General features: G+C 29.1%; 20 protein-coding genes. 8 read left to right on the forward strand and 12 right to left on the reverse strand.

Translation table 11 applies throughout. The features are described from left to right. Positions 1 to 224, forward strand: a 224-nt coding sequence (locus tag ACGK9U_RS06585; protein WP_394465575.1) for a hypothetical protein, incomplete at its 5' end; no start/stop codon positions are given. Between the two features lie 370 nt (positions 225 to 594). After that, positions 595 to 1929 (forward strand): phage integrase SAM-like domain-containing protein, encoded by a 1335-nt coding sequence (locus ACGK9U_RS06590; protein ID WP_394465576.1) that lies wholly within the window; start codon positions 595 to 597, stop codon positions 1927 to 1929. Between the two features lie 5 nt (positions 1930 to 1934). Here the strand turns inward: ACGK9U_RS06590 and ACGK9U_RS06595 are convergent, their stop codons facing one another. The 5 genes from ACGK9U_RS06595 to ACGK9U_RS06615 form a co-directional block, all read right to left on the reverse strand. Further along, a complete protein-coding gene (locus tag ACGK9U_RS06595; protein ID WP_394465577.1) occupies positions 1935 to 3335 on the reverse strand; it encodes a hypothetical protein in 1401 nt (466 codons plus the stop codon). 260 nt (positions 3336 to 3595) lie between these two features. Next, the gene (locus ACGK9U_RS06600) at positions 3596 to 3829 is read right to left on the reverse strand and encodes a hypothetical protein (protein ID WP_394465578.1); all 234 of its coding nucleotides are present in this window, start codon (positions 3827 to 3829) and stop codon (positions 3596 to 3598) included. A 24-nt stretch (positions 3830 to 3853) separates the two neighbouring features. Then, positions 3854 to 5347 (reverse strand): ATP-binding protein, encoded by a 1494-nt coding sequence (locus ACGK9U_RS06605; protein ID WP_394465579.1) that lies wholly within the window; start codon positions 5345 to 5347, stop codon positions 3854 to 3856. Between the two features lie 71 nt (positions 5348 to 5418). Next, positions 5419 to 6414, reverse strand: coding sequence for an exodeoxyribonuclease VII large subunit (locus ACGK9U_RS06610; RefSeq protein WP_394465580.1), 996 nt, complete (start codon positions 6412 to 6414; stop codon positions 5419 to 5421). Positions 6415 to 6500: 86 nt separating this feature from the next. Beyond that, on the reverse strand, positions 6501 to 7442 hold the full coding sequence (locus ACGK9U_RS06615) for a hypothetical protein (RefSeq protein WP_394465581.1): 942 nt from the start codon (positions 7440 to 7442) through the stop codon (positions 6501 to 6503). A 238-nt stretch (positions 7443 to 7680) separates the two neighbouring features. On the opposite strand from ACGK9U_RS06615, the gene ACGK9U_RS06620 reads away from it, so the two are divergent. The 3 genes from ACGK9U_RS06620 (at position 7681) to ACGK9U_RS06630 (ending at position 12143) form a co-directional block, all read left to right on the forward strand. Then, positions 7681 to 10839 (forward strand): Eco57I restriction-modification methylase domain-containing protein, encoded by a 3159-nt coding sequence (locus tag ACGK9U_RS06620; RefSeq protein WP_394465582.1) that lies wholly within the window; start codon positions 7681 to 7683, stop codon positions 10837 to 10839. Between the two features lie 2 nt (positions 10840 to 10841). Beyond that, complete coding sequence (locus ACGK9U_RS06625; protein ID WP_394465583.1) at positions 10842 to 11435, forward strand: hypothetical protein; 594 nt, start codon at positions 10842 to 10844, stop codon at positions 11433 to 11435. Between the two features lie 198 nt (positions 11436 to 11633). Beyond that, positions 11634 to 12143, forward strand: a complete 510-nt coding sequence (locus tag ACGK9U_RS06630; RefSeq protein WP_394465584.1) for a hypothetical protein — start codon at positions 11634 to 11636, stop codon at positions 12141 to 12143. A gap of 36 nt (positions 12144 to 12179) precedes the next feature. Here ACGK9U_RS06630 and ACGK9U_RS06635 read toward each other — a convergent pair whose 3' ends face one another. Continuing rightward, on the reverse strand, positions 12180 to 12407 hold the full coding sequence (locus ACGK9U_RS06635; protein WP_394465585.1) for a helix-turn-helix domain-containing protein: 228 nt from the start codon (positions 12405 to 12407) through the stop codon (positions 12180 to 12182). Between the two features lie 160 nt (positions 12408 to 12567). On the opposite strand from ACGK9U_RS06635, the gene ACGK9U_RS06640 reads away from it, so the two are divergent. From ACGK9U_RS06640 to ACGK9U_RS06650, 3 genes are read left to right on the forward strand one after another with little or no spacing between them, the layout of a single operon-like run. Beyond that, positions 12568 to 13344: a hypothetical protein gene (locus ACGK9U_RS06640; RefSeq protein ID WP_394465586.1), complete on the forward strand. Its 777-nt coding sequence runs from the start codon at positions 12568 to 12570 to the stop codon at positions 13342 to 13344. A gap of 17 nt (positions 13345 to 13361) precedes the next feature. Then, positions 13362 to 13931 carry a hypothetical protein gene (locus ACGK9U_RS06645; protein ID WP_394465587.1) on the forward strand — a complete coding sequence of 190 codons (570 nt, stop codon included), beginning with the start codon at positions 13362 to 13364 and terminating at the stop codon, positions 13929 to 13931. Between the two features lie 5 nt (positions 13932 to 13936). Further along, a complete protein-coding gene (locus ACGK9U_RS06650) occupies positions 13937 to 14533 on the forward strand; it encodes a CFI-box-CTERM domain-containing protein (RefSeq protein WP_394465588.1) in 597 nt (198 codons plus the stop codon). Between the two features lie 448 nt (positions 14534 to 14981). Here ACGK9U_RS06650 and ACGK9U_RS06655 read toward each other — a convergent pair whose 3' ends face one another. The 6 genes from ACGK9U_RS06655 to ACGK9U_RS06680 form a co-directional block, all read right to left on the reverse strand. Beyond that, a complete protein-coding gene (locus tag ACGK9U_RS06655; protein ID WP_394465589.1) occupies positions 14982 to 15284 on the reverse strand; it encodes a hypothetical protein in 303 nt (100 codons plus the stop codon). Between the two features lie 239 nt (positions 15285 to 15523). Further along, entirely contained in the window at positions 15524 to 16378 is an 855-nt protein-coding gene (locus tag ACGK9U_RS06660) for a hypothetical protein (RefSeq protein WP_394465590.1), read from the reverse strand. 147 nt (positions 16379 to 16525) lie between these two features. Further along, positions 16526 to 16987, reverse strand: coding sequence for a TerB family tellurite resistance protein (locus tag ACGK9U_RS06665; protein WP_394465591.1), 462 nt, complete (start codon positions 16985 to 16987; stop codon positions 16526 to 16528). A gap of 10 nt (positions 16988 to 16997) precedes the next feature. Next, positions 16998 to 17369, reverse strand: coding sequence for a hypothetical protein (locus ACGK9U_RS06670; protein WP_394465592.1), 372 nt, complete (start codon positions 17367 to 17369; stop codon positions 16998 to 17000). Between the two features lie 419 nt (positions 17370 to 17788). Next, positions 17789 to 19243 carry a hypothetical protein gene (locus ACGK9U_RS06675; RefSeq protein ID WP_394465593.1) on the reverse strand — a complete coding sequence of 485 codons (1455 nt, stop codon included), beginning with the start codon at positions 19241 to 19243 and terminating at the stop codon, positions 17789 to 17791. 150 nt (positions 19244 to 19393) lie between these two features. Continuing rightward, complete coding sequence (locus tag ACGK9U_RS06680) at positions 19394 to 19693, reverse strand: helix-turn-helix domain-containing protein (RefSeq protein ID WP_394465594.1); 300 nt, start codon at positions 19691 to 19693, stop codon at positions 19394 to 19396. Between the last annotated feature and the right edge of the window lie 727 nt (positions 19694 to 20420).

Raw genomic sequence — 20420 nt, forward strand, 5'->3', positions numbered from 1 at the left:
CTTCATTGAAATATGAAGGGTTTTTTGTTTTTGTACCTTTCGAAATCGCAGCTCCTTTTGGCAAACCTGGTTTTTGGGAATTGGCACCGAACCGGCAGCTGTGCGCAAGAGCGATAGCAGTGGCATCCTTTTTATGGGCTTATTACCTGTTGCCGAGGCAAGATTGCCAGTTTGGGATAGGGCATGGACATGACCGATATACCTCTCCCCATAAAAAGATATAGCGGATAGCGCGGTTTTTGCTTTTTTTGCGAAAACTTGCAAAACTAATACAGCTATATTTGTATATTGAAGGATTACGATATAGTGATTATTGAATTTTAGAACTTGAAAGTTAGAAGAATTTAATAGAAATTGTTTAAAAACAAAAATCCCGTAAACATAAAGTTTCGGGATTTTTTCGTGGTACCTCCAGTACCACTTTATTTAATCTATAAAACTCTATATTGATTTACGCCTCCTTTGTAATAGCCTTTTTGTATTGTAAATGTATATAATTAAATCCATTTTAATTTAATGTATTTAACATAAATAAACAAAATGTTGTCCCTTATGTTGTCCCCTTTGATTATATTTGGTTTAAATTGTTTTAACATGAAAAATTCAAAAAGAGCTAAAGGGACTATTGCGTTTAGACTTAAAAACTCAACAAGTGAAGAAAAACCAATTAGGTTAGATTATTCTTATGGCAGAGGAAAAAGGTTTAGGTACTCAATAGGTTATTCTGTTAATCCAGAGTATTGGAATGAAACGGGTAAAGTAAAAAATGTTAACGCTGTTAGAAATTCGGATTATATAAATAAACTTATTAGGGATTTAGAAACTAAACTTGAAGATTTTGTTTCTGATTGTGATTCCAAACAAATTGAAATTACCAATCCAATAATGAAAGAGCATTTGGATGAGTTTTTGAATAAGATTGAAAAAATAGATTCTGAAAAAGAGAAAGTAAAAGTTGATTTACTATCGTTCATTAAAAAACACATTGAGCAAAAGAAAAAGGAGTTGCCAAAGGCTAAAAATGGCAACAAGAACAATACAGTTAAATCTTATGAACAAACTTTAAGTCATTTAAAAAGCTTTCAAAATGAGGTAGGTTTTGTGGTAGATTTTAGGACTATTGATAGTGAGTTTTATTCTGAATTTATAGAATACATGAATTTGAAAACCTACACATATAATAAGAAACAAAGACACTATTCTTTAAATACTATTGGTAAGCACATTAAAAATTTAAAAGTTTTTATGGGAGCGTCACTAGATCAGGAGTTGCATACAAACTTAAAATATAAAAAGTTCAAGCCTTTAGTTGAAATAACTACAGCGATCTATTTGGAGTTAGAAGAATTGAAAAGTATATACGAATTAGATTTAAGTGATAAACCTCATTATCAATTAGCAAGAGATGTGTTTGTAATTGGTTGTGAAATGGGACAAAGAATAAGTGATTACCATGATTTAATGGAGCAGTCTATCGTTGAGCATCAAAATGAAAGGTACATTAGAGTAAAACAAGAAAAGACTAAAAAGGAAGTCTTATGTAAAGTTACTCCTGTAATCGAAAAGATTATGAATGATAGGTATGGAGGGCAATTACCGCCCAAAATAGCAGAGCAAAAACTAAATGATTACATTAAAATAGTCGGAAAAGAAGCTAAGATAAATACTCCAATTAAAAATGAAATAACAAGAGGCGGAAAAAGAATAATTGAATATGTACCTAAGTGCGATTTAATTATGGGTCATTCAGCTCGTAGAACGTTCTGTACCCTAAAATACAAAGCAGGTATGCCAGTGCATTCAATAATGGAATTAAGTGGGCATTCAACGCTTAAAGAGTTTATGAAGTACATCAGAAATCCTAAAGAGGAACGTGTTTCACAAATCACATCATCAGAGGCATTTAAAGAGTCATGTTTAGCTGTGTAATGGTGCTAATTATTATTGCTAGATTTAAAGCTCTTAACAAAAGGAATAACAAAGTTAATTATTAAATAAAAAGCTAATACTAAACCTAAAATATAAATTATTTCCCCAAAAAAAGTTATTCCAAAATTAGGTAAAAAGTTTTTTAATCCAGGTTTAAAAACGACTGCCTGTTCTCTTGATTCAGGTTTAATAATTTTTAGAGGCTGAACATCCCATTCTCCAATAACAAAGACGTGGACAAGAAACTTGACATGGTATAAGTCTTGATAATATTTTGAACCAGAGAACCATCCTCCTGTGTCCCATGAGCCAAAATTAGATATGTGAATAATTGAGTATTTCTCCTTTCCAAATAAGTCCTTATTTATTAAACTACTATAATCGCTTGACTCCACAGGGTAGTAAACATCTTTTTTGTTAATACCTGTTATTGTAAATTTCTTATCCAAGTCCTCAGGACTATTGTAAAGGGCTAAATTGCTTCCTGGTCTTAAATAAACGCCTATTTTCTTGTTCTCTTTTTCTTCTTCCTTTTGATAAATATTTATGCATTCTACTGCAGCAATTCCAATTACAGGGTTTTTGTTTTTAACCAGTACACCGTTTTTATCCTTATCTGCAATATACCAGACATTATTTTTAGGCTTAAACTTCAACATTATGGAGACGTTACCATACCTTGGGCTTTTATATTCTTTAATACGTCTTATTTTGTTTGTTTTTTCATTTGTTAATGGATGTCTTTCTAAGTTACCAATATTTTCGTTATCATGGTCTTGGCTAGGTTCAATTCTCAAAAAAGTATCAAACTCCATTAAAAACACATTCATAACCTTTTTCTTGTCAGGAGTAGTTGTTAAACTGATTGTTTTAATAGGTTTTCGGTCTTTAACCCTAGATTTAATACTCACTAAGTTTAGCCTTTCGGCTAATTCATTAAAAATATTCTTAGAATCAAAGAACTTTGGCTGTGTAACCTCAACATTTAAATCTGGAAATCCAGACTTTTCAAAATCTGGATCAAAAAATAACTGATTAAGATATATGTCGGATCTACCACCAATTTTTGAAATTCCATGATCTTGATTTTTATTAAACCATTGTCCGAACCATCTAATCCCTTCTAAATGTACTTCAAATCCCTGTGATGCATTTATGTAACCTTCATTCAAGTCAGAAGTTAAAGTGTTTTTGTCATTAAATTTAATTAATTCCTCATCATTAATTTCTTGTAAATGTTTGTTTCTTAATCTAATTTCTTGTTCGTATTCCGTGGAATCTTTCTTATATTTTAAATAAGTGTTATACTTATTATTGTGAGTGGTATAGTTGTCCTTTCCCAACCAAATAAAAAACAACATTAATGATAGTCCTAATAATAGGGATAAATGTTTTTTGTAATCCATGTCTATTAGATATATATTATAAATACAAATTAGAGATAAAGAGCAGTAAAAAAAACAATAAGATACCTATTAGAAAGTAGGAAATTACCTTTTATTAGTTGTTTTGCCAAATATTACGATGAAAGTCAAAAGAATGAAAAAAACTTTCTTAATATTTCTATTCGGAATAAGTTTTTATTAACAATCACTAATTTTTAAATTTGGTTTTATAGAGTTTATCGGTTAAAAAAATAAGACCTAAGTCGTCATCTTGATTTTTATCACAATGTTATGTCCTTAGAATACTTCTCCATTTCAGCACCGTATTTAAAGCTCCTAACTTCTGTGATTGTATTAAATTCCGCATTATAAACAAGCTCTACAAAGAACTTATCTATAGCATAACAGTTGATTCTAATATCTTTAGTTACATAGTTATCTAAGAAGACACCAATGTCATATACAACAGCTTGCTTTTCTTCAAATGATAGTATGTTGAAGTTGTAGAGGGTCATTAATTAAGCATTTTATTATACATTTTATGGGCTGCTATTTCTGCTCATAATTTTCAGGCATCTATTCAGAATTAAGGGGTTGTTTATTATTACAATACACAATTTAACTCTTGTCCTTGAAACAATTTGGAATAACATTTTATTGGGATAATAGTAAGGTTTGTCTTTGTAGTTTTTCGTAGTTAATTTATCATTTTCATAACAGAAATATTCGTCAATAACGGCTACAACATTATCAAACTCTTGCCCAATAACTGTATGAGCATTATCTAACTCATCTTTAATATTATGTTGTTCATAAGGTAAGGTATGAACTGTTGAAGGTGTATAATTAGTGATTTTCCAATTTTCAGACCTTAATTGGGTTAAATATTGTTTTGCAATTGGATAATCTTCAAAATATTTTAATTCAATTTTAGAGTAATCCATTTTATGTATTGCTTCGCTTGAATCGAATAGACATTTTATGAAACGAGCAACTTCTTTATTAGTTCTTATTTTTGTTGTCAATTCCAAACAATTTAGTGTGGTCTTTTTTTCAATTTCTGAACTAATATCGGCTCTAATTTCTCGACCTCCTAAAGTCTGAACAGAATCATAAGAAAAAATACAATTTTGAGAATGGAGTTTTATTTGTTCAATTAAATGGCTCAATTGACCTTTGCGTATTCTTTGGGCTTCATCAATGATAACTAGATTGTATTTTGAATAATCTTGATAAACAAGATTTTTAGCTGCGATAATATTCCAAGCAAAATCATCCCTTAAAGTTTTGTGTCCACTATTTAATAAACCACAATGAATAATAATAATTTCTTTTGACTTATAGATTTCCCTAGCAATATCATAGGTAAGTAGGGTTTTTCCTGTTCCAGCTTTACCTTTAATAGCAATAATTGAGTGACCTGACTTACTTAACTCTTTTAAAACTTGCTCTTTAATATTTTCTTGTTGAACAGTTAGAAAGTATTTGCTTTTTATGAACTCTTGTGTTGAATTAAATGGAGATACTAAATAATTGGAAGGGTTGAAAAAGATGTTAATGTTCTCTAACTTAATTACATTCTGAGAAGCAAGTTTTTCAATTAATTGTCTAATATTTAGTTCTACTAAGTTGTTACTAGAGTCAAGTCCATAAAGTTTTTTAGTGGAAGATTCATAGGAAAATAGATGGGTCTCTTTTCTTAAAAAGCTTAGATAGTATTTATTGCGTTTAAGTTGGTCAGAAATTGTATCTAAATCACTTTCTCTTTTTAATTCAATATTTACAACAGATTCTTCATCAAGTCTTAATAAGTCAAATTCCTTACCAATTTGAGGAATGGAATATCCTATGAAGTATTTATCAAATAATTCAATATTCTTAGTGAGAGATTTTAAATGAGTGTATAAAACTATTAAATCATCTAATTCATCTTTTTTTATATTAATTGAAAAATAATCTAGATAAGATTGAAAAATTTCTTCTGATAGGTTTTTATATGCACTTAATATTGAAATGATATTAGCTTCTCTCATTATGGGATGTTGTTTTCTAATTTCAGATAATTATTTTAGTTGATTAATATTTATAGATTTACGTAAGTACATTATTTTAATAATAAAAAGGTAATTATTAGAACTGCAAGAAACACAGTAAACGAAATAATTATCAAAGTTTTCTTTTGTAAAGCAATTTGATTTGTCAATAGCAATTTCTCACTTTCAACTTGTTTTTTGAATCTCTGCATCTCCAAATCTTTATTACTTACTAACCTCAAACGTTCCTTATGAGAACTAACAACTTTTTGCAAGAATACACCAACTGCAGTAGGTGTAGAAAATGCCTTGTCAGAAACACGTTGTAAGAGCGTTTTATCCTCTTCATGTCCAATTCCAGTAATAAAAGGAATTGGTAGCTCTATGGCTCTCTTACACAGTTCTATTTCGTTAAAAACTTCTAATCCACTTCCACCACCACGAATAATTACTAGTAAATCAGAATTGGCAAAATTATAACTGTTTAAAAATTCAAGGATAGCATCTTTTGAAGATAAGTTACATTTATGATGGCGAATGTTATAATAGTCTTTGTCATGTAATTGGTTTGAATAATCTTCTTGTGACGTTGATTGTACTCCTGTTATAATATCTATAATCGGTTTTTGTTCTCTTTCTATCTTGCTTAATAGAATGTCCTGAATGATTGGGAAGTCTCGGTCAAACCTTGCTCTTAAAATGTCATATTCAACCTTAGAAACAATTTGTACCTTTTCTTCGTGTTTTAGAATTTTAGTAACTCTAAAGAACACTTTTAGGCGAGAATCGTTGTCAATAGATTGTCCTTTTTGGATAAAACCTTGAAATTGGTAATAGCTACCTGAATTAAGCTTTGTTTTTAAACTTTCTGTAAACTGAGCCGTAATTTTGTGGCTCTTATCCTTATCTAAAATCTCATCGTAAAAATACCTGCCATATAATCTTCCATTATTGTCAGAATAGAAGCCTTCTAAAACAATCATTTGACCATCTAAAGTAGAAGATAAGCTGTTTGCATATAAAGTTAATAGTGTGGATACTAAAATGGAGTTTGTTTTTTCTTGCATTGAAATAATATCAGGTATATCTTAAAATACTAACAAAAATAATATTATCAAGTGAGGTAAAATTTATTAAAACAGTCTTAATAATTTCAAATTTTTAGTAATGTGTAGCCTAAAGATAATCCAAGCCATGTTTTTTTATTATAATTCCATTTATCCGAATTTTCCCCTACACTATAATCCCAACCAGTAAAGACACCAAAATTGAATTTATTAAACGATAAATTTATGCCAATTCCTAAAGAAGCTAATCCTTCAGTTATTTCTGTTCCTTCAGCAATAGGTTCATCAGCAAGGCTTGTATTACTGTTGTTTAATTTAACTGTCGCAGCTCCTAAGAATCCCCCAAGAGTAGCTTTGAAAATGTTACTTTTATTATCTACACCGTCTCTGTAAAAAAAACTTCTTTTCCCATAAAAAGTCCAACCTAAAAATAAATTTGCATTAAAAGAAGTGCTAAATTGTTCTTTTAAATCGTCTCCTTCTTTAAATCTATATTTTATAGGTATTGTAATTCCTGATAAAGAAACCTCTTGAAAATTAAGATAGATAACTTGTCTGTTTTCCAATTTATAATAATAAATATCTCGCTCAACTTTTCCATCTTTATCATTTGTTAACCAAGGATTTACAATAACTTTATCTTTGTCGAATTTCACAAATGACTTTCTTTTAGTATTATTAAGAGAGACGTTTTTAGTTACTGTAAATTTTATCCCTTTCAAAAGTTCATTATAGTCAATAACTCCAGTAGAAGGGATTTTAATTATGTCCTTAATTGTTAAAGTGCCAATTTTTTTATCAACTGTAAGTTCTCCTCCTCTGTTTTTTTCAATTAATGCAATATATTCGTTTTTCTTGTCGTCTGGTAGTTCAGTAAAATCAACCTCTACATCTTTAGAAAGAGAAATTGTGTTTCCTAATTTAGTTTTAAGTGATTCTTTAACACAGAACTGAGTGAAATAAGTTTCTTGTGAATTTACATTAACAAATATTAATAATGCAAGGGTTAATAGAATTGAATTTTTCATAATAAATTGTTTAATGGTTGAAAACTAAAATTGCTATTATCTTAGGAGAGATGTCTAATATATAAAAATTATGTAAGTATTTATATTCAAACATAAATAAACCTTGTTAGAAAGTATTTAAAATTTATAAATATTTTTTTGAAGACTATTTAATTATAAGAAAAAACACACTTTAAAATGTCTAGTTAAGCATATATATTACTATTTTTAAGGTCCAATCTAGCAACCAATATTATTAATGGCTCTATATCAAAATTCGGTACTAAAAAAACATCTTAAATTACAAGATCAGGACAAACTAAATAAAGCCTATAAAAAGTATTCAAAATACTTCTTAAATCCTACCATACAAGATAATATACGCAGTTCAAAAGAAGAAGAATATCAAGGTATATTTCTAACAGAGTTATTTGCTAATGTTTTAGATTATACATTAAAGCCTAAAGCAGATTTTAATCTCGTCGCCGAGTATAAAAACGAAACTAACTCACGTAAAGCAGACGGAGCGATATTATTGAATGATGCTGCAGTAGGTGTGATAGAGTTAAAAGGTACAAATACTAAAGATTTAGAAAGTATCCGTAAACAAGCATTTGATTATAAGGCAAATCAAAAAGGCTGTGTATATGTAATAACATCAAACTTTGAAAAGCTTCGATTCTATATAAATGATGCTACCGAGTTCGAAGAGTTTAATCTGTTTGAGTTAACACTAGAACGTTTTGAACTATTGTATTTATGTCTTCAAAAAGAAAATGTATTAAATAATATTCCTTTACAAATTAAGGAAGCGTCTATTGTAGTAGAAGAACAAATAACAAAACAGTTTTACAAAGACTATTCGCTATTTAAACGTGAGCTATATAGAGACTTAGTAAAGCGTAATGCTAAGCGACTTAAAAACAAAAAAAATAGCACAGAATTATCCGAAAACTTAGATGAAGAGCAGAAGACAGAATTACTAAGTTTAGAAAAAAATGTTAAGCTTACTCTCTTTAAAAAATCTCAAAAATTAATAGACAGATTCCTTTTTATATTCTTTGCAGAAGATAGAGGTTTATTACCTCCAAACAGTACACAGCAAATATTAGATAAGTGGAAAGCTGATGAAGAATTTGGAGATGAAAGACCTCTTTACGACTTGTTTAAGCAGTATTTTAAGTTTTTAGATTTAGGAAGGCAAGGCACAAGTAACAGAGCTGAAATATACGCTTATAACGGTGGTTTATTTAAAGAAGACACATTATTAGATGACTTAGAAATAGATAATGAGTTACTTCATAAATATGCAAAGCAATTAGCAGGTTACGATTTTGAAAGTCAGGTTGATGTAAACATATTGGGGCATATTTTTGAAAACTCTTTAAATGAAATAGAAAGTGTTAATGCAGAGATTGAAGGAGGGGATTTTGATAAGCAAAAAAGCAAACGAAAAAAGGATGGTGTATTCTACACGCCTAAATATATTACTAAATATATAGTAGAAAATACTATTGGTAAATTATGTGATGAAAAGAAGGTTGAACTAGGGTTTAAAGAAGAAGAATATTTTAAAGGGCGCAAGAATAGAAATAAGAGCACCATTACAAAATTAGTCTCAATACTCGATACTTATAGAGATTGGCTCTTAAAACTCACTATTTGCGACCCTGCTTGTGGTTCAGGTGCGTTTTTGAATCAAGCATTAGACTTTTTAATTAAAGAACATTCATATATAGACGAACTGAAAACTAAAGTATTGGGTGGCGGTTTACAGTTTCCAGATATAGAAAACACGATTTTAGAGAATAACATCTTTGGGGTAGACCTTAATGAAGAATCTGTAGAAATTGCAAAACTTTCATTGTGGTTACGTACAGCACAACCAAGACGTAAGTTAAATGATTTAAGTTCTAATATTAAGTGTGGTAACTCTTTAATAGATAGTAAAGCCGTAGCAGGAGATAAAGCTTTTAGTTGGCAAGAACAATTTCCTAAAGTATTTCAAAAAGGAGGTTTTGATGTAATTATAGGAAATCCGCCTTATGTTACAAAGTCTTTCCCTGATAGTATAAAGGCTTACATAAATGACCATTATAAAACAGCTCAATATCAACTTGATTTGTATATCTCATTTATGGAAAAGGGAACAGAAATTTTAAAAAACAATGGATTGCTCAGTTACATTGTACCAAACTCTTGGCTAAAGAATCTTATGTTTGATAAGTCTCGTGCTTACTTTTTAGATAACTTAAACTTTAAGCTAATCATACCTAATCTAGAGAATATATTTATAGATGCTTCTGTAGATACATTAATATTTATCGCTTATAAGACAAAATCTCTTAATACTAAATTAGAAATCGGACATTTTATTGAACGATCTTATTTTAAAAAGCACGATACTAAACAAACAAGGTTTCTTAATAATCCTAAATTTATTTTCGATGTTGAAATATCTGAAGAAGCTGAATCAATCTTTGAAAAAGTAAATTTATTTTCGAAAAAATTAACTGAAGTTTCTGATATTACTAGAGGGGTAAATCCATACGACAAATATAGAGGTCAAAGTGAGGAGGTTATAAAAAATAAAATTTATCATGCAGAATACAAAAAAGATGAAACTTTTGTCCCTGAAATTAGAGGAAAACATGTGGATAGATACTGTTTAAAATGGGATAATACTTCATATATAAGTTATGGCGATTGGTTAGCAGCTCCTCGTGAACCAAAATATTTTAATGGAGATAGAATTATCTGTCGACAAGTTTTAAGTAATTACTTGAATTGTACCTACCTCAGTGAAAAATTTATAATAGATCAAAGTGTTTTTATTGCAAAGTTAGAAAGTGAGCATTTAGAATATATTCAACCTCATTTTTTACTAGGTCAACTTTGTTCAAAATTAGTTGCTTATTATTTCAAATTCAAAGCAAACGAATTTGATGCACTTTTTCCTAAAATCAAAATTGGAGAGTTTAGAGATTTACCTGTTATGTTAATTCCAATTTTAGAACAAGATAAAATGTCTTCTAAAGTTTCAAATATTATTTCTACTTACTCCCATTTAGATTCACAAAAATCTAAATTCCAAAGGTATCTCCAACAAAAATTTAAACTAGAAACGCTTTCAAAAAAACTCCAAAACTATTTCGACTTAGAATTTGGAGATTTTATAAAAGAGTTGAATAAATCCATAAAAGCAAACAATAAGGCAAGAGTTAAAGAGGGTTTAGAAGAAGTATCAGCCCTAACAAAAAAAGACGAGTTTGATTGGTTAGATCTTTTTGAAGATAATAAACAAAAAGCCCAAGAATTACAAGCCCAAATAAACCAAACAGATAAAGAAATTGATGCAATGGTATATGAGCTGTACGGTTTAACTCAACAGGAGATTGACATGGTTGAAAATAGTTAGTTATGGAACAAAATAATAACCAAATAGACGCAAAATTCACTAACGAACAGCTAGAAATGTGGGAAGAGTACAGAAACTCGTTGTACGTACAGAAAACCAAAAGCGATGATATGTTTGAAAAGGCAATAACCTTTATAACATCAGGAGCATTAGGTCTAACACTTACATTTCACGATAAAATTGTACCAGTTGGAAGTGCAAAAGTTGTTTATCTAATTTCTATTGGATGGTTTCTTTTAGTAGCTACTCTTTTTATTAATTTGATAAGTCATTATAAATCTAGTAAGTCAACAGATAAGTCCATTGATGAAATAGATGGTGTACTTAATTACAGTATTACTTATGAAGGGTTTAAGAATAATTTGGATAATCGAAACACTCTTATTGACAAACTAAACAAAGCTTCAATATTTTTATTGGGGATAGGATTACTTTTAATAATTATATATGTATCAATAAATATTTATCATGGCAAAGAAACAAAACCAGACACCACAGTCCAAACCACAAAACAGACAGAACCCGAAGCCACTTTCGGAAAATTTCAAAGGGCAGTCGATTCCACGACCAACTTCACAATTAACCCCAAAGCCTAAAAAGTAATAATATGGCAGAAGAAAATAAAAACGCCAAAGCTAAAAAAGTCAAAATAGATTTAGGGAACACTATTAAAAAACCCAGCAATAATCTTAAACCAAAAGATGATAAACAAAAGGATAGTTAGACTAATTAGTTCATAATTCTTATAGTTTAGCAAAGGATAAAATTACAATCAAAGAGAAACTTTAAAGAACATGAAAAGGCATATTAGAAACAATCGAACACAGATAGTATCGGTTTTATCAATATTTTTATTTATTGGTGTTTTAATTTACCATTTTTTCCTTGATATTGAAACACCATTGCTAATTGGTCTTTTAGGGGGTATTATAACATTTTTTCTAGGTTTAACTAAAATATTTTTGGAAGACGACAAGTTTTTTAAGGAGTTGTATTTAGATTTTAATTTACGGTATGATAAACTAAATGCTAAACTTTATGAAATCACCAAAAAGAAGAAAGAAATAGACGAATTAAGCTTTAAGGAAAAAAACATAATATATGATTACTTCAACCTCTGTGCAGAAGAATATTTTTGGTTTAAGAAAAATAGAATTGATAAAGATGTTTGGAATAGTTGGAAAAATGGAATGGATTTTTGGTATAGAAAAAATGTAATAAAAGCAATGTGGAAACAGGAATTAGAAAGTGGCTCAAAAAAAAGTTACTACATGAGTTCTAAGGAAGACTTATTTAAACAATAGTATAAAATTAAAATATTGACCCTTTAATGGATTGTTTTAAAAGTTGAGCAATTCTGACATATCAATATTCAGGGCTTTAGAAACACTTAAAAGTGTGGTTGTAGTTGGATTTGTTCGACCAGATTCTATTCTGCGTAATGAACCGTCGTCCATATCGAGTAAGTCTGAAAGTTCTTTTTGTTTAATTCCTTTCCCTTCCCTAATCTCAACAATGCGATTACCAAGTTTTTTTAAATATTTTTTTTCTTCTGGGGTTAAAGGCATTTCTACATATTAATGAATGGACAAAGTATATTTTTGACATCATTAAAAAGAGGGCGCAAATGCCCTGTGTAATATTTTATTTATATATTTGATTTGGTTTTGTGGTATTCCGTAAGATTGCTACTAATTTGAGATATAAGTTTAACCCCAAAATAAACACATGAAAAAAATAATTCTATTACTCTGCTTAACCTTGTTTTTGGGCTGTTCATCATCTGACGATTCTAGTTCTTCAAAAAACAATTCATCTTCTATAAACCCACCTGATTGGATACAGGGGACTTGGTTATTTGATTCTTCAATAGACTCAGGCTATCAATTTACTTCTGATGATTTTTGTATTATTTCATTATGCACTAAATCCTGTAAAAATGAAGAAATGGAAAGCTTTAGTGGTATAGAAGGACAGACTAATACGGTAGAAGAAGAAATTACCGATTCATCTTATTCTGTAACGATATTTTATTCAAATGAAACTAAAATGTCAGGTACTAGAAATACTTATGTGTTTGAAAAAGTTTCAGATAGTGAAATTAAAATATCAGGTCGCAGTACTATCTATAATAAACAGGATAATGATTGGGAAATTTGTGCATTATTTGAAGAGAACAGCATTTACCCTTTAAATAATGATGATGCTTGGTTAGTTATTAGTGTTGGAAATGCTCCAACTCTAGCCGAAGTAACTTTAGAAATATATCGTGAAGATGGATCTATTGAAAAGAATGTGTCTGATCCTAACTCTTACCTTTCAAAAGCTATTAGGATTAATAAGGATGCTACAAAAGCTAAATTAACTGTAAGGGACAGAGATAATTTAAGTGGAGTAAAATTTTCAGTATCATCTAAGCTCTACAATTCAGATTATAGCAAACAATACTTTGTATTATACGAAGAGGATAAAAGGGGGTTAAGCAAAACCATTCTATTTAAATAATATCATTTTATAATAAAATGGGATTCATAGGAATAATAATATTAGTAGTAATTGGAATCATTGTATATAATATATATTTCAATTTAAAATATTCAGAAGGGGAGCAAATAATGATGCGTTTTAAAAAGGAGCAAAAACAAAAACAAAATCTGACAAATGAATACGTATCAAGAGTAATAAATGACCTTTTTACAGAAAGACAAAAACTAGCAACAATAATGATGCTTGATGTAATTTCTATAGGCTTTTCTAATAATGAGTATAAGTTGAATCTTCAAAAAGATTATATAGATAATCTAACCAAATCTTTTAACCTAGCTGATAATAGAATCATTGACTATACAAGTCTTATTGGTGCAAATCTGAAAATTCACATGAATGATTTAAAAACATTTGAAAAACCTCAAATGTTATATTTAGTAACATTCTTAACTGATTTAATGAAATTAGGTGGTAATCCAACAAACAAACAAGTTGAGATTTCTCAGGATAGGTTTGTTAAATTTTCAGGGATTTCACATACTGAATTTAACTCTTTACTTGATGAAATAAATAGTATCGCAAATTTTAGTAATAATAAATATTGATAATTATGAATTTAAGTGATTTAAAGCCAATCAAGAAATCAATTATTGAATTAGAACCAGATGAATTAAACTTTCAATTAGTTCAGCTATTAATGAACAATCAAGAAACTTTAGACAATCTGTATGAAAATGATATTCAAAATTTTAACTCAATTAAAAAAGAAATTACTGAGGAGTTCTTTTTTAAATTTAAAGGAGATTTTACAAATTTTCGCTCTAAAGGAAATTCATCTGATTTAGCAGAGTTTCTGGTAATGGTTGATCAAGGTGAATCCATGAAAAAACATCTTAAAGCTTCTACTCTAATAATTTTTGATGAGACAAATAAAAAAATCGATGATTTTAAAAATAGTTTAAAACCTAAAAAAGGATGTTACATAGCTACAATGGCTTATGGCAATTACAACCATCCACAAGTTGTAGAGCTAAGAAATTTTAGAGACAATATTTTGAGTAAAACTGTTTTTGGCAGAATTTTCATTAAGTTTTACTATAAGCACTCTCCCTACCTTGTCGAAAGGCTAAAAAACAAACAAAATGTTAATTCAATTATACGAAAAGTATTGGACAGTTTTATTAGAATATGTTTATTAAAAAAATAAAAGAAGTTAAAAATAAAAGAAGTTAAAAATGCAAGCAATCTTTCAATTCTGTGTAGATATATTAAGAATGTTGGCTGACTCTATTGGAATATCGTATGAAGCAATTAACATTTGGTTATTTGTTATAATACATCCCATTATCACACTTTATCTTTTTTATCTATATAGAAAATATAAAAAGCTATATGTTAAGGATTAACCTAAGCATAATTTTTACACATTAATAGAGGTATGTAATAAGCTATTGAAACAATCTTTTGCAATCGCTAAATCAGGAATACCATACAATGAGAATTTTATCTCAAAAATGGCCTAAAAACATTTGTTTTTTAGCTCAGTTCTTTGTTAGCAAATGTTTTTTAATTTATTCCAATATAAAAATCCGTTAGAAAATAATTATGTAATTCAGTTTTTTGAATTTTAAGTTATTCATGAAATTAATAAACCCCTAAATATCTTTGACAAATATTCCGATTTGGCAATTATAGCCAGAAGGATCTGTTGGAGAATATAGATTAATTCCCATATTGGGGTTGGCATCGTAAAAGTCCTTTTCCATTTTGAAATTTATATTTACAATTTTTAATTTGCGTCCATCATATTCAATTATTTGTCCGATTTCAAGAAATTGAGAATCGTCATATGAGTCTTTATCAATTTTTAAGAGGTCAAATGATTCTCTATTATATAAATATGCAATTGTAGCACCTTTTTCGTGCTGTATCAAAATTCTTGATTGTAGTTTTTCCATAAGGTTTGATTTAATATTTGCTAACGACAGTCTGACGGTCTTGCATATGAAAAGTAGTGCGGAAAATACGCAGTTACAATTCGGTTGAGCAAAATCCGAATTTTTAAATTTTACTTATTACTTTTATTTTCTCAATAAGCCAAATTTAAAAATTTGGCGACCTCGAAAAAGTACCCAAGCCTTAGTGTTAGCAACGACCTGTGCTATTTTTTATATGCGTTGTTAGCATAAGTTATTCCTCATAAACTTGATTTTACGCTAAATCTTTTCCGATTTTCTGGGAACTTGTCAATCATAAAAAACTGTGTACTATGTTTTTTATAAAATTGGTTTTTTGTCAACTTTACACTTTTTTTAAATGTCTTTTCAAAACTTCTTCTTTCAGCTCTATTAGTAAACTTTAAATCCTCATCAACTTGTACGTTTTTAGCTCTTTTATTCAAGCCTTTTTCGGATGTTTCTTCTTTAAGATATTTAGCATAAACATTCTTAAAAGTCAATTCAGAATTTATGAATCTGTAAGTTGAAGGAAAACGACTGTTTGCGTTCTGTAATCTTATAAAGGCCTTATTAATATTAAAAGAATCTAAAAGTTCGACGTAGAATTCATTGTATCGAATTAAAATATCCTCAGCATCTATTTTATCAAAAGAACCAATAAACCCCCAAAAAGGTGCTGGATTAGCTAACTTAATGAGTTCCATCAAGTATGCTCCTTGGCATACAGCCAATGTTATAAATAAATGGTTGCCGATCGTGGCATTTATTCCAATTAGAACTTCGTATAATTCAATCCATTTTATAAATTCTCCCGATACTAAGCCAAGTCCTTCTTTATTTCCGTGAATTTCAAAATGAATCATCGGAAATACATTTCTATTTTCACAATCCTTTTTGATAGTATTTAACGTATCAAAAAATTCAGTTCTATTTTTAACCTGTTCTAATTTCGCAGTAAATGGATTTCCTAATTGTAATTGTTTCCATCTAAGAAGGTCATCGTATAATTCTTTTCCTGTTTCTTTTTCTATAGATAAATCAAGAGATTCAATTACATAAACTGTATTAAATTTTATAGAACTAATTTCTTTCATAATTTATGCTAACGTGTTTGTGTATGATTTCATTGCGTGTTTGAGCAACTAAATTAGCAAACAAAAACGAACCAGAGGAAATTCCAAATGAATTTCCAAGTAGGCTAGAACTAGCAATGAATTATACTCGGAGTTGCCATACGTTTTTTATCCATTGAACATTTTCATCATAAGTTCAGTTTTCTTTAAAACATTTTCGAATCTCTCTTCTGTAATTCCCATTTCATCAAAAAACACTAGCATATATTGAAATTCTTCTTCAAGAGCTTGTCCATCAGCGTGAACCATTCCGAATGCAGTTACTATATACCAATCCTTTTGTGATGAGCCTAAACTATTTAAATGTCTAAATAGTGATGGTTTGTCCATAGTCATAAAATCATCAACAGTTTTGTCAAAATCAGGATTCAATCTGTAACCTAATAGAGTAGCAGTCTGTTCGAAAAATTGATTTTCTTTATTATGATATTCACCATCAGAATTGGCTATTAGAAATAGACTTATCATAATAGCTTTTTTCTGATGCTCATTGAAATCATCTTGAAATCCGCCTAAATGTTCATTGACAGCACTTTGTTGTTCGTGTTTTTTGAAAAAATTAAATAACATAAAATTTGTTTTAAAGGTTTATCTTAATTTTACTACAGTCTTCAAGAATTTTACAAGCAATATCTTTTAACACAGATTCGTTTGCAAAAACAATATCTTTATTGCATTCCTTATTCCATCGTTCAAGAGCTAATAATGCTCCAAGAGCTAAAGTATCGGCTTTAGAGAATATAAAATAGGGAATTTCATTTAAACTATATAAGTAGTCATTTTTATTTGGTATTGCTCTTTTTTGACGAGCATTAAAAAGTAATTTACTTACTTTATTCGAAGTTTGAATTTTCTGATAAATTTTTTCAAATTTCCTTTTACCAAATTCAGTTTGATATTCTTGACAATAGTCAGAAACTAATTCATAATAATCTAAATGGTCGAATCTCATAAGCTTCGTTTAAATGGATGGCAATCAATTGGATATGATCAATTGTCTATATCCATATTATATGTACAATCAAATATAATAAAATTTTACTTACAAATTAAAATATTACTTTTATGATTTCTCTCAAAAGCACGCAATCAATGTCTCTCTTTGTAGAGTAAAATCATTGAACACTGTCGAAAAAAGCACGCAACATATATAGTAAAATACGATAACCTTGTTAGCCCTTATAAACACTGGGTTTTAAAAAGCACGCAACATAAGGGAGAAGATTTTAGGTTTTAAAGAAGAGAAGAAGAAAAGGGGAGAAGAAAGAAAAAAAGAAAGGAAGTATAAGTTTTGTCAATTTTGTCTTTTTGATTTTCTAGTTAAGGACATGGATATTAGTGACTATTTGGCTGTTGCGCCCACATCATGTTTTAAGGTATATCTTCCTCCCACGTTTCTACTTCAAATTTTGGCGGAACTGTAATTGTTGTAACTTCCATAAGATATTGCTCAATCTCCTCTCTTAGTAGCTCTATATTAGATTTAGTTGTTACTAGACAATCATGTATGCTAGTTATAAAGATGTCAGGGTGCTTTTCTGCAAATTTTAATGCCGCATAGTCCAAAAGGCAATAAGCTTCCACATAGTCCAATAACCTCCATAATGGAACACCATAATCCTTTATACACTTCATTATTTTAGTGATACTTGGATACTCCTTCCTAAAAACAACAGCTTCTGAAATCGTTGTTTCGGGGGAGCTGTAGAATATTTCCATAATAGCCCCTTTAGCTAATGCTCTTGCGCTTTTATAAGGTACAATGCTATATGCTTCCGTTATAGTTTTCTTTCTATTATGGTTAGATTTATAATTTGACTCCCGTCGAGTTGGAAGCCCCTCCTTATTATATTTAATCTCTATTTTCTTAGAAAACGCTTCGTAAAAGTCCTCTTTTTGGTCTAAAACCCCCGACACAAAACCTTTAACTTCATCATTGTTTATTACTAGGTTCAACAAATTAAACACCAATTTTTCATCAAGAACTTTAGTTGCATTAATTCTATCTAACAGGGATACGTCATTAATTAAAATAGCTTTAAAAATAGCGCAAAAGAAGTAAACTTGGGAGGTTTTAACATCAAGTCCAACAATGTTTTCTAGATCATAATATATATACTTTCTTAAAAATTTAGGTGTTCTGGTAAGTGTGGTATGCAACCTATTATCTGTTTGTGGGTCAATAGAATAGATATGGCTATTCAAGTTAACATCAAGTGTAGAATGCAGTCCCTTCAAATATGCGCTGTATGTGTCCTTATTGTTTAGCAGAGCTATTTCTTTGAATGCAGCACCCTTATTAATTGTAAAGGACTCATTGAAACACTTTACTAGGTGGGGTCTTTTATGTTCACAAAACTCTTTTTTTTCTTTTATTTCATCCAAATAAATATTGTCAGACAATTTCTTTAATAATTTTTTGTCTAATATCTTATATCCAACAACCCTGTCTATATAATAATTGTCACTAATTCGGTACTTTGAACTTTTATGAGCTTTTGCTGAACCTCCTGAAACTTTTTCTAGAAATTTGTGCTCTAATAAAAATGTTATGTAGTCATTATATCTATCATGATATGCTTTTTTCATTCTAGTTGCATTCATGGCTACCACACCTTCATTTTCAACGCTATCATCTCTATAATAACACTGAATACTGTTTACAAGACTAACAAATAGGGCTAGTACGTCAAGTTTTAGTTTAATTTGCTTATCTTTTTTCTCTTTCCCTAAGTTAGAATTTGTTAATTCCTTATTGTGAGTTATAGCTCTTACTTTTAAATCTTTTAAAAGTTTTTCCTGTATTAATACTATTTTTTCTTTCATGGTTGTTGCATTAAAAAAAGACATAAGCGATGCTAGGCAATGAGTAAACACTGCTTATGCCTTGTTGTTATTAATGTTGAAATTTGTGGCTAAAGAGCCTTAGTGAAGTTGATTATATTTGAGCTGCTTTCGGGGCTATATTACCAATCATTATGCAGCGTTATTTAAAAGGTTAAATAAATCAGTTTTTAAATAGTAAACACGACTACCGATTTTTTTTGCTTTTAAAACCCCCTCTTTGTTGTACTTCCATAAAGTTGTAAATGAAACCTTTAATAGGTCTTTAACCTCTTCTCTTGTGTACCATTCTTTACCATCATCAGAAGAACTAGTAGTATTAACTCCATTCGTGTTGTTAATTGGTGGTGTCGTTCCTGATTTAACGGCTTCTTTAATAAGTGCCTTTAAGTCATCCATTGACATCTGAAAAAATTGAATATTGTTTTCCATTTTATTAAGTTTTAAATATTAATAATAATTTGATGTAAAATTGTACAATGATTTACATGGCAAAAATACAAATAATTTTTATAACGAACTGATAGTCAATATTTTAAATAAATTTGTTTAAGTTTTTTTCGAATGTTAAATGTTTGAAAATAAGTTGATTAAAATTAATATAAATTTGTTTAAAAATAACAGAGAAAGGTCTTACAAAAAATGAGTTTTAAACTTTAATAAAACTTTAACAAACAAGCTCTAAATTTAATATGAAAACACAAAAAAACTTGTTTTAAGTTTGAATTTATGAAGAGATGGATTAAAATGTTCTGATTAATAAGAATAGAGGTAATGTTTTTATCTATTTTCTAAAATACTTTATGGGATATTAAGGTTACCCTCCTCTAAACCCTCAAAAACAAACTTTTTAAGGTGTCAATATTGTATTAAAAACAGGTTTAAAAGAAGTTCATTGTACGTATATGTTTTTTATAGGGCATCAACATTATGATGAAGTATTCAATTTGAGTCTAAAAACATAGTCTATGGGGCGATATGCCCAAAATCAGTTACTATCATTATAATAGGTCTATTTTATAGGTTTGCTCTATGTGATATATGTGCGTATGTGTTTTTTATAGGAGTAAAGTTAGTTATGAAAATTAAAAAAGTCCCCGTATGTCTAAGGACTACCCCCTGTGGTTAATATCGAGATTCATTTTTTTTAGGTATCCCG

The organism is Mariniflexile sp. HNIBRBA6329 (genome assembly GCF_043558645.1).
Lineage (GTDB): Bacteria > Bacteroidota > Bacteroidia > Flavobacteriales > Flavobacteriaceae > Mariniflexile.

Bases quoted from the DNA above. Each gene is read 5' to 3' on its own strand.
- ACGK9U_RS06590 (WP_394465576.1), top strand. From the start codon at position 595: ATGAAAAATTCAAAAAGAGCTAAAGGGACTATTGCGTTTAGACTTAAA.
- ACGK9U_RS06595 (WP_394465577.1), bottom strand. From the start codon at position 3,335: ATGGATTACAAAAAACATTTATCCCTATTATTAGGACTATCATTAATG.
- ACGK9U_RS06600 (WP_394465578.1), bottom strand. From the start codon at position 3,829: ATGACCCTCTACAACTTCAACATACTATCATTTGAAGAAAAGCAAGCT.
- ACGK9U_RS06605 (WP_394465579.1), bottom strand. From the start codon at position 5,347: ATGAGAGAAGCTAATATCATTTCAATATTAAGTGCATATAAAAACCTA.
- ACGK9U_RS06610 (WP_394465580.1), bottom strand. From the start codon at position 6,414: ATGCAAGAAAAAACAAACTCCATTTTAGTATCCACACTATTAACTTTA.
- ACGK9U_RS06615 (WP_394465581.1), bottom strand. From the start codon at position 7,442: ATGAAAAATTCAATTCTATTAACCCTTGCATTATTAATATTTGTTAAT.
- ACGK9U_RS06620 (WP_394465582.1), top strand. From the start codon at position 7,681: ATGGCTCTATATCAAAATTCGGTACTAAAAAAACATCTTAAATTACAA.
- ACGK9U_RS06625 (WP_394465583.1), top strand. From the start codon at position 10,842: ATGGAACAAAATAATAACCAAATAGACGCAAAATTCACTAACGAACAG.
- ACGK9U_RS06630 (WP_394465584.1), top strand. From the start codon at position 11,634: ATGAAAAGGCATATTAGAAACAATCGAACACAGATAGTATCGGTTTTA.
- ACGK9U_RS06635 (WP_394465585.1), bottom strand. From the start codon at position 12,407: ATGCCTTTAACCCCAGAAGAAAAAAAATATTTAAAAAAACTTGGTAAT.
- ACGK9U_RS06640 (WP_394465586.1), top strand. From the start codon at position 12,568: ATGAAAAAAATAATTCTATTACTCTGCTTAACCTTGTTTTTGGGCTGT.
- ACGK9U_RS06645 (WP_394465587.1), top strand. From the start codon at position 13,362: ATGGGATTCATAGGAATAATAATATTAGTAGTAATTGGAATCATTGTA.
- ACGK9U_RS06650 (WP_394465588.1), top strand. From the start codon at position 13,937: ATGAATTTAAGTGATTTAAAGCCAATCAAGAAATCAATTATTGAATTA.
- ACGK9U_RS06655 (WP_394465589.1), bottom strand. From the start codon at position 15,284: ATGGAAAAACTACAATCAAGAATTTTGATACAGCACGAAAAAGGTGCT.
- ACGK9U_RS06660 (WP_394465590.1), bottom strand. From the start codon at position 16,378: ATGAAAGAAATTAGTTCTATAAAATTTAATACAGTTTATGTAATTGAA.
- ACGK9U_RS06665 (WP_394465591.1), bottom strand. From the start codon at position 16,987: ATGTTATTTAATTTTTTCAAAAAACACGAACAACAAAGTGCTGTCAAT.
- ACGK9U_RS06670 (WP_394465592.1), bottom strand. From the start codon at position 17,369: ATGAGATTCGACCATTTAGATTATTATGAATTAGTTTCTGACTATTGT.
- ACGK9U_RS06675 (WP_394465593.1), bottom strand. From the start codon at position 19,243: ATGAAAGAAAAAATAGTATTAATACAGGAAAAACTTTTAAAAGATTTA.
- ACGK9U_RS06680 (WP_394465594.1), bottom strand. From the start codon at position 19,693: ATGGAAAACAATATTCAATTTTTTCAGATGTCAATGGATGACTTAAAG.